The sequence below is a fragment of the Nitrospira moscoviensis genome (assembly GCF_001273775.1).
Lineage (GTDB): Bacteria > Nitrospirota > Nitrospiria > Nitrospirales > Nitrospiraceae > Nitrospira_D > Nitrospira_D moscoviensis.
The window spans coordinates 3849773-3862654 of sequence record NZ_CP011801.1 but is presented as its reverse complement, the minus strand read 5'-3'; the positions used below and the strand labels follow the sequence as shown (position 1 = coordinate 3862654).

The following is a 12882-nucleotide window of genomic DNA, read 5'->3' as shown; positions in this document are numbered from 1 at the left end:
AAATTCTCATCAGCTTCTTGGCGCGCGGGCGGCGAGCATTGAAACCACCCCTATCACCTCTGCCCCTCATATCCCCCACGCCCCGCTGATTTGAATGTTCGCCCCGTTCACGTACCGGGCTTCGTCGCTCAACAGATAGCGCACCGCGGCGACCGTATCATCGACTGTTCCGATATAGCCGGCGGGAATTCGCTTGGCCATGCCGGCCAGCTCTTCCGGCGGGGCGCTGCCGGAGTCGATGAAGCCGGGGGAGACGGCGTTTACGGTAATGCCGTGTGGGGCGAGCAGCTTCGCGAGCGTGCGGGTGAGAATCAGCACGCCGGCTTTGGCGATGTAGTGGGCCGTGACGTCGGGCTGCGAGACCATCTGGTCCGCGTTTGCCATGCTGAAGGTGATGATCCGGCCGTACTTGCGCGCTTTCATGCCCGGCGCCGCCGCTTGGGCGAGATAAAAGATGGGATGCAGATTGCCGTCGAACATCTCGTTCCAGCCTTGGACCGTCTCTTCAAAGAGGTTCACCCGATGATAGGGCCCTGCGCCGTTGATCAACACGTCGATCCTGCCCCAGGTGTGTTCCACCTGCGCCACAAACTGCTTGGCCGCGATGGGATCCCCGACGTCGCAGCGGACGGCCAGGGCTTCGCCGCCCCGTTCGGTAATCGCCCGGGCCGTCTGCTGAGCCGCGGCTTCGCTCGTGCGATAACAGATGGCGATCTTCCACTGCCGGGCCGCCAGATCGAGGGCGATGCCCCTGCCGATGCCTTTTGCTCCGCCGGTGATCACCGCCACGTGGTCATGCATGATGGGTCCCCTTACGTCTCGTCATGATGTTCTGGTCTTGAGCCGTTTGGCGATCAGTTGCAGCGCGCCGGACGTCCGGCTCGAAAAGACGTGATCCTTTTTCGGTCGTGCGGCATCGGCGGCGCTCGCTTCGATCAAGGCCTGGATATCCTCGATCGTATCGACATCCCGCCAGGGAGGCAGGAGGGCGGTCTTCAAACCGAGCGCGGCGGCTTTCTCTTGCGTGCGAGACAGGACCCGATCGGTGGACCAGGGAATGCCGGTGAACAACTCCGGCGCCGGCCGCTTCAGTCCGATGAGAAAATAGCCGCCGTCCAGCGCCGGGGCCAGGACCAGATCGTGGGAGCCGAGGACGGCCAAGGCCTGTTGGTAATGTTCGAGCGGCAGCGAAGGAACGTCGGTTCCGATCAACAGCACCAGCTGATAGCCTTTCGAAAGCAGGTTGTCGAACGAATGGTGCATGCGCATGCCGATGTCTTCGCCGATCTGGTCGATGAGCGTGACGCCGTGCCGTTCCTCCAGAATCTTGAAGAACACATGTGCCGAGGAAGGCGCGCAGGATAGATAGCGATCGAGCGGCAGTTTGAATTTCGCGATGGCCGCCTTGGACCGCTCGACCGTATCGAGCACGAAGCTGCCGTGCAACGTCGCCGCTTCATCGGGAGTGAGCGGCGGACAGAGCCGCGTCTTCACCTGACCGGGGATCGGCGCTTTGGCGAAGATGATGAGGGCCGATCGGTGAGGAGTGCGGGGTGAGGGGCGAGGGGAAGTCATCGAACGACGCGGTACCAGCGGTCGAGGTGTATCGGGCTCACTCCCATCCAATACAGGAAGCGCAGGCACCACATCAAGAGGATCGTCCTGAGGGGGCCCTGTCGCTCCCAACGCCGGAACGAGGTCACGACGGTGTCCCGCAACGCGACCGACCGTCCGGCCCGTTTGAGCCGCCGGCTGAACTCGATATCTTCCATCAGCGGGACATCGGCGAACCCGCCCAACCGATCGAAGGTCGCACGGCGCACGAAGAGGGCGTGGTCGCCCGTCGCGATGCCGCTCCATCGCGACCGGAGGTTCATCAGACGGCTGACGGTCCAGGCCCAGGGCGATGAAGAGTCAAAGCGCACGTCGAAGCGGCCGCCGACCACTTGCCCGTCCGCGAGGGCCCGTTCAATGACATCCCGCGCATCGGCGGGCAGCTCACTGTCGGCATGCAGAAAGAGCAGCACGTCGCCGCGGCCGGCTTTCACGCCTGCGTTCATCTGTCGCGCGCGACCGCGCGCCGCGGACACGAGCTTCGCGTTGGAAACCCGCGCGCACCAGGCCTCCGCAATCCGGGCGCTGCGGTCGCAGCTGCCGCCGTCTACGACGATGATTTCATCAAAGCCGAGAGCGGAGGTGTGGGCGAGCCGGTGCGCGAGGATGGGTTCTTCGTTGAATACTGGAATGATGACAGAAATCGTCATCGTGGCAGGACGGCCACCCAGAGCTTACGCCGGCTTCTTCGGCTCGCGGAACATGAAGTACATCACGACGACGACGGTCGACCAGAAGACGACCTGCTTGTGCCAAAAGAGGACTTCGCCATAATGAAAGAAGCCCAAGGCCAAGGCGATGGCGGCCGTCATGATGCTGTACCGCAGGGTCGGATTCTCGATCACGGCGTTGGCCCACACGGCCAAGCCGCCGAAATAAATCAACAGCGGCACGACGTTGATTTCGAACCCGCCGCTGATGGACAGGAAGACGTTCAGAAAGCCGATGAACATGAGCGCCGTGCCGGTCATCATGCCGGCCACGCTCAACTGCTTATCGGCGCCCGCATCGTCCTCGGACGGACGCGGCCTCGGACGTTCCGACGGGTCTTTGGAAGGGAGGTCGGTGGGCATGGGGTTAGAATGCAGTCATTGGGCAATGGTCATCGGTCAATGGGCGAGCCATAGGCCTTTATGATCTCTTGCCGTTGACCGTTTCATGTCTTGAAATGTTTGCTCAGGGTCAGCGCCTGCCGCTGGTAGGACGATCCCAATGTGGCGCCATACAGTTGAGATGGTACGTCGAGCATGCGGTCGTAGACAACCTTGAAAAACGTCTGCCCGTCGTGAATCAGGAACGGCACGTCGTGCGGCCGTACTTCCAGGACGACCTGGGTGCCGTGGATTTCTCCGGCCGTCCCATAGCCGAATCCGGGGTCGAAGAAGCCGGCATAGTGTGTGCGCAACTCGCCGCAGGCCGCTTCATAGGCCACCATCTCGGCCGCGTATCCCGCCGGCACGCGGATGCGCTCTTTCGACGCGAGAATGTAGAACTCTTCCGGCTCCAGCAACAGGCTGTCCTGCCGGTGCCGATGGAGCGGCTCCCAAAAGTCGGCGGCGGCATAGTAGCCGACCTTCGCCAGGTCGATCACATGACTGTTCTTCTTCGCTCGGTAGCCGATGATGCGGGAGTCGGTCCGGTCCTCGCCCTTCAAATCGATGCGCAGAAACAGGCCGCGGTCCGCGCGAAACTCCCGCTGGCCCAAGATCTTCTTCGCCGGCACATTGTGATACAGCAGCGGGGTTTTTTGATGCAGTCGCTGGAGGTCGCGGTCCGACACCGTGGCCTCTCCGCGGATAAACCGGATTTGGTTCAGCGATTGCCCGGTGCGCACTTTGATGGCAAACGAGCGGGGGACCACTTCCAGGAACAGCGGGCCCCGGTAGCCGGCGCGGATTTCGTCGAAGCCCGCATTCAGATCCGTCACGACGCGAGTGAACACGTCCAGACGGCCCGTGGTACTTTTCGGGTTGGCTCTGGCGCGCAGGGTCTTCGAAAGGTTTAACTGTTCCAGCAACGGGACAAGATAGACGTGGCCCTTTTCGAGGATGGCGCCGTCGGTCAGATCCATCTCGTACATCACGAGGTCGGACTGATAAAAATCCAGCACGTTGAGCCGCGAGGAGATGGGGGACAGTTCCGGCAGGAAGCTGCTGATCAGTCGGTAGGCCTTGCGCCCGAGACGGAGATCCAGGCTGGCCGGCTGGATCTGCCGATCTTCAATGGCCGGTGTCGCACGGATGGCGCCGCCCGCGATCAACCGCGTGATGTCTTGATAGGGAAGAATCCCGTCCGTCGCGCGTCGGCTCACAGGTCGCCCAATCCTCCGTCGCCGTTCGCACAGGCCCCCCAAGACGACGGGGCGCCGACCATGGGCAACTCGCGGCGCGCCCCTTCGGCCTCTCCTCTCCCTCCAGGAGCGAGGGTGGGGGTGAGGGACGGTTGCGGATAGTGGAAGGTCTTGTTCTCGTAGTTCCGCAGCATCGCGCCGTCTTCGTCCAAGTTGACGAGGTACTCGCCCGGCAAGAGCGGAATCTTGCCGCCTCCGCCCGGCGCATCGATCACAAAATGCGGAACCGCCATGCCGCTGGTGTGGCCTTGGAGCGCCTTGATGATGGCGAGCCCCGTCTCCACGGTCGTTCGGAAATGGTTCGTGCCTTTGGTGAGATCGGCTTGGTACAGATAGTAGGGCTTGACCCGGGCGAGCAGCAACTGATGCACGAGGCGTTTCATGATCTCCGGGTCGTCGTTCACGCCCTTGAGCAGCACGGTTTGGGCTCCGAGCGGCACCCCGGCATCGGCGAGCAGGCCGCAGGCCGCCTTGACGGCCGGCGTGAGCTCGTCCGGATGGTTGAAATGCAGGTTCATATAGAGCGGGTGGTATTTCTTGATCATCTCGCAGAGCTTCGGCGTGATCCGTTCCGGCAGCGTGCCGGGGACGCGGGAGCCGATGCGGATGATCTCCAAATGGGGAATCGTGCGCAACGCCTTGAGGACGCGCTCCAGCAGATGGTCAGGCAGCAGCAGCGGATCGCCGCCCGAGAGGATGACATCTCGGACTTCCGGATGCTGCCGCAGATAGGTGATCGCCCGATCGAGCTCCCCCTTCTTGAGGAAGCCCGGCTTGCCGACCAGCCGTTTCCTGGTGCAGAACCGGCAGTAGATCGGACATTGGTTCGTCACCATGAGGAGCACGCGGTCCGGGTACCGGTGGACCAGGTGCGGGACCGGGCTCATCATGTCTTCTTCGAGCGGGTCGTCCTCGGCATCGAGATCGTCCAACTCGATCGTCTCCGGCACCACCTGCTTCCAGATGGCGTCGCCCTTTTCTTTGATCGTCCCGAGCACCGTAGGCGTGATGCGCATGGGGTAGGGGCCGACGATGGCTTCGATCTCCTTCTCGTCCAGCCCGAACCGTTCCGCCAAGTCCTTGGGCTTGACGATGCTGTCGGCCAGTACGCGTCTCCATTCCTCCACGGGCGGTACGCTCCTTGTCAGACGAGAGACCGGGAGGGATCAGTCCGAACAGAAGTCCCGCGGTCCGACTCGAGGGCTGCGGCGAGGCGGCCGTTACGAGGCTGTCTTGGCATAGTGAGTATCGAGGTGGGCCAGAATCTCGTGGGTCTCGCTCAACACGGTCTCGCCGTCCTTCAGCACCGGCACGAAATACTGTCCCGAGACGTCATAGACCTGTTTGCGCATCGGCCGGACATCGGGGACGACCACATCCTGGTACGGCACACCCAACTCGGCCAGCCTGTCTCGCACGAGCGCGCACTCGGGACACCAGTCGACATGGTAGAGGGTCAAGGCCATGATGGCTCTTAGGCTACCAGGAAAAGTCTCAAAGTGGAATCCGTCATTTGGGCCGGACCCGGACCGACAGGCCTACGTGGTTCGCACGGCGCAGGGCACCATCACGGCATCCCGCATCCCGTGGAGGATTTTCTTATCCGCCGGGCAAACAGTGGCCAGAATGCCGGCCAATTCCACCCGGCCGTCCAAGACAAAATAATAGGGCGACAGCCTGGCTCGTCCCGCCATGCGGATCAGGCTCTGCGACGGCTCATCCACATACTCCACGTCGAACAATCGCCCCTTATGGAACTCTTGAAGTACATAGGGAGTGTGGGAGAACGAGGCCAGCGCGGTCTGGAGCGCGGCGGCCCACTCGGTTTGCGGCATGTCGTGTCCGACGGATACGCCGCGGCTCCCCCAGGCCAGCTCGGAAAAGCCGGACGGTTTGATCACGAAATGGCGCTCCTTTTGTCCGGCCTGCTGCAAGGGTTCCCACGACCCCACCGCCCGGCCGCCCACCTGGAGATCGGGAATGGTGGCGCTGGGCGGAATCGGCGCCGGGTCGAGGAGCCAGGTGCGCGGCATGACGCTGGTGAAATGCAGCAGAGAGGCCGCTCCGAGCTCCCGCTCCCAAAACGGCCGGAGCAGAGGGTGATGGAGTAAGGCAAAGGCCGATTTCTCCTCCAGCGCCGGCTTGTACGGCGGCGTCACTGCAACCAGCCCCTTCTTCACGGCATACTGGATCAATTCCGCTTTGGGGATGTTCAACAGGTCGAACAGCTCATAAAACCGATAGATCAATCCGACGGCCTGATCGCCGTCCTCGGTCCGCAACCGGAGTCCCTCTTCCGTGAAATGCACCTCGCGGGGCTCGACGCAGAAGGCCGTCAGGCCCGCATCGCGCAGGCGGGCGGCCAGCCATGTCATTTCGGGTCGATAGTCTTTGGCCTCCTCCGAGACGACGATGGCGATACATCCTTGATGTTCTCCTCTGGCCGCCCTCAGCATGGAGGCAAACCCGCGAACCATGCCCTCCGGTCCGCCGACGAGACGATAGGCGTCCGACGACGGACCGTGGAGATCGCCGTAGAAACGGCTCATGGCGGCGGTCAAACCGATGCCGCCGGGCACCGAATCCAGCTCCGTGATCACCATGCCGTCCTGTGTGGGAATCACATCGGGTCTGATGACGGCCGGAAGGTCGTCGCGAAAGCGCTTCATGCGGCTGAACATGATCAGGCCCTCGGGCTTCCCTTGGTCGAGATACCGCGCGACCCAGGCAGGCTGGCCACCCTTCACGCTGTCCATATAAAGGCGATTCAGCGCCCGGTAGAAGGAGAGGAGCTGCGGGCCGAGGGCGGTGAAAAAAGCGAGCTGCTCCTGCGAGATCAGAAACGGGCAGGGGCTGATTCGCCAGGTGGCACCGGCCGGAATATGGGAGTCCGACTCATGCAAGATCTGGTCGGCAAACAGACCGGCCGCGCTGAGCTGGGCGCGCAAGGCTGCGCCACGGGCAAGCGCGGCGTCAAATGAGAGCGAAGGACACAGGGGTTCGCTTTGTGCCAAGGACAGGAATCCTTTGCCGTCACCCGCAGGAGCCGATGGTCCGTGGCAACGCCAGGCGAGGTGTGCTGAATGCTAACACGGTGTTCAGGAGCGGACAAGGGGCTTGGGAGTGACGGGCGTCGCCATGCGGACGCAGTTCTTTCCAGACCGCTTCGCGACATAGACGGCGGCATCGGCGGCGGCCACCAGGCCGGAGGCATTCGTCGCGTGGATCGGGAAGCTCGCGACCCCGATGCTGCAGGTGAGGGAGAGGTCCCGCTTCGCGAGCGGGGCGAGCTCGGGCAGCAACAAGAGCGTCGTCACCCGGTGCCGGACACGTTCGGCGGCGCTCAGGGCGCCCTCCATCGAAGTATCGGGCAGAATCAGCGCGAACTCCTCGCCGCCGTAGCGGGCGGCAATGTCGCCGGCGCGCGCCAGGCGTCTCGCGGCCTGGTGGCTGTCGAGCAGCCAGCCCATCTCCTTCAACACCTGGTCGCCCGCTGCGTGGCCGTAGGTATCGTTGATGTTCTTGAAATTGTCGAGATCGATGAAGAGTAGGGAGAGGGGCCGGGCCGAGCGGGCCGACCGCGCGCACATCTGCGTCAAGGCCTGCTGGAAGTAGGAGTGATTGAAGAGCCCGGTCAAACTGTCGCGCGAGGATTGATCCCGCAGCTGCTCGTTCGTGTGCAGCAGCTCGCGGTTGGTGTCCGAAAGCCGTTTCACGAGCTGTTCGGTCTGCGACTGCTGCCGTTTGTAGGCCGTAATGTCGGTGATCGTCTCGACGACGTGGACGGCGCCCTCCTCGGTCGCCACCGGGGCCCATTGGACGAGCAGGTATTCGTCGTTGGGCAGCGGCACTTCGCTGGCGGTCGGGTGCTGCTGCGCCACCGCGTCCGGCATTTTGCAAAATTCACAGGGCGCCGCGCAGCCGGCGATCTTTTCATGGCAGGACTGATTGGAAATGTCGCCGAACTTGCTCAGCGAGCTGCTGTTTTGGAAGACCGCCTTGTGCGTGACCGGATCGATGACCGTGATGATGACCGGTTGGGAATTGAGCAGCGCCCGCGGGTCGTAGCGGGGCGCATCTGAAGCTGCCATAGCCGACGGGTCTCGGGTGAACGGCGCGTCAGTCATCGAGTATCCCAGCGACCTTGAAGAGGGTCAAGCAATACGCGGATTTTACGATCGCTCGGGCGGGAAGCGTGGCTCCGAGCCGGTGCTTCTCGAAGAGAAACGGAACGTTTCTTGCCACGTGTTTTTACGCGTCGTATGATGGACATCCGATGGACCTCGTCAGGGTCGAGTCAGAGCCGCCGGTCACCGCGCGGCGGGAACCGCCGCAACTGGTGCCCAGCTCCGCCTGCGTTCGCTGCGACGTCTGCTGCCGATTCCCCGAGGCCGACAGCTTTCTGCGGCCCTATTTTACCGGCGAGGAAATCACCCGAGCTGTGGCCGCGGGCGTCGATCCGGCCTGCTTCCCCGACCCCGGCGGGTCGCAAATCGCGCTGGCCAAAAATCCGGCCGGGGAGGGCTACCTGTGCCCCGCATTCGATCCCGCCACCAACCATTGCCGCATCTATGACGCCCGACCCTTCGATTGCCGGCTCTATCCCCTGGCGTTGATGTGGGACGAAGCGCACCAGGTCGTACTCTTGGGCTGGGACAGCAAATGTCCGTTCATGGTGGAGGCGCCGCCGCCTGCCATCGCACGGCACGCGGAGGACATCACGGCGCTCCTCGCAACGGAACCGCTGCTGGCCGCGCTGGCCGCCCATCCCCGGCTCGTCGGCCGATTTCAGGATGACGTGGTGGTGCTGCGCCCGCTGCCGGCATTGACCGCTCGGCTCAAAGCGCGGGCTCGGTCGCGGTCGGTGGATCCGCGTCTGTCCCCCCTCACCCTTTCGGAAGCTGGAAGATTGACGCGCGCGTTGGACCAATCGGGACTGCTCGCGGCCGATGCGCTGGCCGCCTATGCCTTTCCCTACCACGCCGTGTGGACTTCGCTGTTGCCGTATTGGTGGCTGGAGCGGGATCAGACGCTCTACCTCTTTGCCGAGTCGGCCGATGGCATGTTCATGCCCCTGCCACCGCTCGGACCACGGCCGTTGGATCGGTCGGTCGCTCGGGCGTTCGATTTCATGGAGGAGTGGAACGGATCGTCGCCGGTCAGCCGGATCGAGAACGTGATGACGCGGCAGAAGGACGGCTTGGCGCCGGCCGGATTCTCCTGCACCCGAAAAGACGGGGACTATCTCTATCATGCTCCGGCGCTCGCCGCACTGGTGGGCGATCGGTACAAGTCGCAACGCGCCCTCTGCAACCGGGCCGAACGGGAACAGGCCATTGAGCTGGCGGCCTACACCAAGGACGATCAGGCCGAGTGCCGGGGGCTGTATGATCGGTGGTCGCGGCAGAAAGCGGCCGGGACCTTGGACGCGGTTGCCCAGTTGCTGCTCGACGATGCGCAGGCCGCGCACCGGGTGGTCTTCGCCGAGGCGGAACCGCTCGGCTTGACAGGGCTCGTCGCCCGTGTCGAAGGATCCGTCGCGGCCTACACGTTCGGGTATTGGCTGACGCCGCGGACGTATTGTGTGCTGCTCGAAGTAGCCGATCGGACGATCCCCGGTCTGGCCCAATACCTGTTTCGCGCCGCCTGCCGGGGCGCCGTCGAACAGGGTGCGGAGTACCTCAACGTCATGGAGGACGCCGGCCTTCCGGGATTGCGCGCCGCGAAGCGTGCCTACCATCCTGCCATGATGATCGACAATTGGACGCTGACAAGGCCGACATGAGCTTCCCGGTGACATCGTCCGCCGGAGCGGAATGGCGCCGCTATCGGTGGCTGCCCTCTCTCATCGTCCTGATGACCGTCCTCGCGCTCGGCCTGGGCACCTTTTTGCTCCGGTACGTCGAGCGGCATCTCGTCGCGGCTTCGGGAGAAGAGCTGATGCTGGCGGCGGCCGAAGTCGCCGACAAACTCGACCGGCTGTTGTTCGAGCGCTACGGCGACGCGCAAATGATGGCCCGCGCCTTCGCGCTCCGCGCTTCCGACCGGGCGTTTCTCACCGGCTATCTCGACTGGATGAAGACCGCCTATGCGCCGATGTATGCCTGGCTGGGGGTCACGAACCAGCAGGGGATCATGATCGCCGCGACGGACGAGCATCTGGTGGGGCAGGACTATAACCGGAGCGCCTGGTTTCAGGCGGCGCGCGTCCGGCGGGAGATCGTCTCCGACGACGTCATGATCCATGATGCGGACAACGGCGTCGAAACCGTGGGGTTCTCCGCGCCGATCCTGGATTCGCAAGGCAATTTTCTCGGCGTCGTGACCAGTCGCATCGCGGTGCCGACGATCGAAGAGGTGACGACGCGGACGATCCGGTCGCTGGAGCAGCGCTCGGGTTTTGTCGGGTCGGTGGAGTATCAGATGCTGACGCGGTCGGGGAGGGTCTTCGTCGACTCCGATTTGGAGCACAAGGGGAATCTGAATTTGCTCTCGATGGGGTTGCCGTCGGCCGCGGCGAGCCGTGACGGCGGGCCGGGATTCATCGAAGAAGAGCATCTCCGGCGGCACGTCGGCGTCGTGACCGGCTATGCGTCGACGAAGGGGTTCGACGATTTCCCCGGGTACGGCTGGACGGTGCTGATGCGCATGGACCGGGACTACGTGCTCCAGCCGATCCGATCCATCCTGTGGAAAGTCGGCATCGCCGGCACGGTGGTCTGGGTTCCGCTGCTGGTGTTGCTGCTCTGGTCCACCTCGCGGCTGCGGGCGGAGTGTCGGCAGGCGCAACAGGAAAGCGCCTGGGCGCGCGCCGCCGAGGCGGCGTTGCTGCAAAGCCAGGAGCGGAATCGGGCGATCGTCGATACGGCGTTGGACGGCGTCGTCACGATCGACGCGGCGGGGATCGTCACCGATTGGAACGCGCAGGCCGCGGCGATTTTCGGCTGGTCCCGGCAGGAGGCGTTGGGGCGGCTGTTGACCGACACGATCATCCCCGCGCGGGATCGCGACGCGCATTTCAAAGGCATTCAAGAGTTTCTCCGGACCAGCGAAGGGTCCATTCTCAACCGCCGTGTGGAGATCACCGCCCGTCACAAGGACGGCCGCGAATTTCCGGTGGAACTGTCCGTCTCACCGGCCCGCATCGGCGAGGCCTACATCTTCAGCGCCTTCATTCGGGACATCACCGATCGGCGGCGCACCGAGCGGCGCCTGGCCTCGCAGTATGCCGTGACGCGGGTCTTGTCGGAGTCCAGGACTTTGGAAGAGGCCGTGCCGAAAATCATCCAGGCGGTCGGCGAAAGCCTCGAATGGGACCTCGGCGTCTTTTGGCGGTTCGACAAACCCACCGGCACGCTGCGCTGCCTCGATCAGTGGAAATCGGCCTCCATCGAGGCCGACGAGTTCGTGATGGCCACATGGCGGCAGGTCTTCAAACCGGGCGCGGGACTGCCGGGCCGCATTTGGGAGAGCGGGCAACCGGTGTGGATCACGGACGTGGCCCAGGACGGCAATTTTCTCCGGGCCGAGGCGGCGGCGAAGGGCGGGCTGCACGGGGCGTTCGGCTTTCCGATCCGCGTGGCGGGCGACGTCGAAGGTGTCGTGGAGCTCTTCAGCCGTCAGGTCCGGGAGCCGGACGACGAGTTGCTGAAGATGGTGGCCGACATCGGCCTCAAGATCGGGCAATTCGGCGAGCGGGCACGGGCCGAGGACGCCTTGCATCAGACCGAGGCGCAGCTGCGGCAGTCGCAGAAGATGGAAGCGGTCGGCCGGCTCGCCGGCGGAGTGGCGCATGATTTCAACAATCTGCTGACCGTCATCCGCGGGTACAGCGAGCTGATTCTCACCCGCCTGGCCCCGACCGATCCCATGCATCGCGAGATGGAAGAGGTGAAAAAGGCCGCCGACCGCGCGGCGGGGCTCACCGGGCAGCTGTTGGCCTTCAGCCGGCGCCAGTTCGTGTCGGCCAAGGTCGTGGATTTGAACGCGGTCATCATGAACATGGACGGCATGCTGCGCCGGCTCCTGGGGGAAGACATCATCGAGCTGTGCGCCGATCTCGATCAGCAGTTGGGATCCATCAAGGCGGATCCGGGGCAGATCGAACAAGTGATCATGAACCTGGCGGTGAACGCGCGGGACGCGATGCCGACCGGCGGGCGGCTCACGATCGAGACCCGCAACGTCACGATCGGCAAAGGTCCCCGGCGGGAAACCATGGTGCTGGAAGAAGGATCATACGTTCTGTTGGCGGTGCGGGATACGGGCCATGGTATGAACGAGGAGACGCAGTCCCACTTGTTCGAGCCCTTTTTCACCACCAAAGAGAAGGGCAAAGGCACCGGGCTGGGTCTCTCGACCGTCTACGGGATCGTGAAGCAGAGCGGCGGCACAATCGGGGTGGAGAGCAAGCAAGGTCGGGGGACCACCTTCAAGATTTTCTTCCCGCGCGTGGATGAGGCCGCGCAGAGGGCGGACGTCGGCACCGGCGCGGCGGGCCATGCGCGCGGCCGCGAAACGATTCTCTTAGTGGAAGACGAGCCGGCGGTACGCGGGCTGGTCCATGAAGCGCTCCGCCTGCACGGCTACACCGTGCTGGTGGCGCGGCACGGCATCGAAGCCCTGCTGACCGGCGCGAAACACCTGGGCCCCATCCACCTGTTGCTGACCGACGTCGTCATGCCGCAGATGAGCGGGCCGGAGGTCGCCGAAAAACTGACGGCCGTGCGGCCCGACATGAAAGTGTTGTACATGTCCGGCTACCCGGACCATCCCGTCTTTTCACAGGGCGTCAAGCGCGAGACGGCGTTTCTCCAAAAGCCCTTCACTCCGAACGTCCTCATGCAAAAGGTCCGCGAGGTCCTGGACAGCGTCAAGGTGGCCTGAGGGGCCTGCCCTAAGCCTGGGGCTGCCCTGAG

Annotated in this window: 11 protein-coding genes; 2 read left to right on the top strand and 9 right to left on the bottom strand. The window is 63.9% G+C overall.

Features of this window, described 5'->3' with window-relative positions; all coding sequences use genetic code 11:
* Nucleotides 1-66: 66 nt before the first annotated feature.
* The 9 genes from NITMOv2_RS18780 to NITMOv2_RS18740 all read right to left on the bottom strand — a co-directional run bounded on the left by NITMOv2_RS18780 (nucleotide 67) and on the right by NITMOv2_RS18740 (nucleotide 8055).
* Nucleotides 67-801 (bottom strand): SDR family NAD(P)-dependent oxidoreductase, encoded by a 735-nt coding sequence (locus NITMOv2_RS18780; RefSeq protein WP_053381324.1) that lies wholly within the window; start codon nucleotides 799-801, stop codon nucleotides 67-69.
* A 21-nt stretch (nucleotides 802-822) separates the two neighbouring features.
* The gene (locus NITMOv2_RS18775) at nucleotides 823-1575 is read right to left on the bottom strand and encodes a TIGR04282 family arsenosugar biosynthesis glycosyltransferase (protein WP_083448191.1); all 753 of its coding nucleotides are present in this window, start codon (nucleotides 1573-1575) and stop codon (nucleotides 823-825) included.
* Nucleotides 1572-2264, bottom strand: coding sequence for a TIGR04283 family arsenosugar biosynthesis glycosyltransferase (locus tag NITMOv2_RS18770; protein ID WP_053381322.1), 693 nt, complete (start codon nucleotides 2262-2264; stop codon nucleotides 1572-1574). Before NITMOv2_RS18770 ends, NITMOv2_RS18775 begins: the two co-directional genes overlap by 4 nt.
* A 24-nt stretch (nucleotides 2265-2288) precedes the next feature.
* Nucleotides 2289-2687 carry a hypothetical protein gene (locus NITMOv2_RS18765; RefSeq protein WP_053381321.1) on the bottom strand — a complete coding sequence of 133 codons (399 nt, stop codon included), beginning with the start codon at nucleotides 2685-2687 and terminating at the stop codon, nucleotides 2289-2291.
* 83 nt (nucleotides 2688-2770) lie between these two features.
* A complete protein-coding gene (locus NITMOv2_RS18760; RefSeq protein WP_053381320.1) occupies nucleotides 2771-3925 on the bottom strand; it encodes a 2'-deoxycytidine 5'-triphosphate deaminase in 1155 nt (384 codons plus the stop codon).
* Nucleotides 3922-5091: a KamA family radical SAM protein gene (locus tag NITMOv2_RS18755; RefSeq protein ID WP_053381319.1), complete on the bottom strand. Its 1170-nt coding sequence runs from the start codon at nucleotides 5089-5091 to the stop codon at nucleotides 3922-3924. The genes NITMOv2_RS18760 and NITMOv2_RS18755 overlap by 4 nt, the downstream gene beginning before the upstream one ends.
* A 93-nt stretch (nucleotides 5092-5184) precedes the next feature.
* Nucleotides 5185-5430, bottom strand: a complete 246-nt coding sequence (locus tag NITMOv2_RS18750; RefSeq protein WP_053381318.1) for a glutathione S-transferase N-terminal domain-containing protein — start codon at nucleotides 5428-5430, stop codon at nucleotides 5185-5187.
* 72 nt (nucleotides 5431-5502) lie between these two features.
* Nucleotides 5503-6978 (bottom strand): hypothetical protein, encoded by a 1476-nt coding sequence (locus NITMOv2_RS18745; RefSeq protein WP_145976426.1) that lies wholly within the window; start codon nucleotides 6976-6978, stop codon nucleotides 5503-5505.
* 84 nt (nucleotides 6979-7062) lie between these two features.
* Nucleotides 7063-8055 carry a sensor domain-containing diguanylate cyclase gene (locus NITMOv2_RS18740; protein WP_053381316.1) on the bottom strand — a complete coding sequence of 331 codons (993 nt, stop codon included), beginning with the start codon at nucleotides 8053-8055 and terminating at the stop codon, nucleotides 7063-7065.
* Nucleotides 8056-8240: 185 nt separating this feature from the next.
* On the opposite strand from NITMOv2_RS18740, the gene NITMOv2_RS18735 reads away from it, so the two are divergent.
* Nucleotides 8241-9749 (top strand): phosphatidylglycerol lysyltransferase domain-containing protein, encoded by a 1509-nt coding sequence (locus NITMOv2_RS18735; RefSeq protein ID WP_053381315.1) that lies wholly within the window; start codon nucleotides 8241-8243, stop codon nucleotides 9747-9749.
* Entirely contained in the window at nucleotides 9746-12850 is a 3105-nt protein-coding gene (locus NITMOv2_RS18730; protein WP_145976425.1) for a PAS domain S-box protein, read from the top strand. Before NITMOv2_RS18735 ends, NITMOv2_RS18730 begins: the two co-directional genes overlap by 4 nt.
* The last annotated feature ends 32 nt before the right edge of the window (nucleotides 12851-12882 follow it).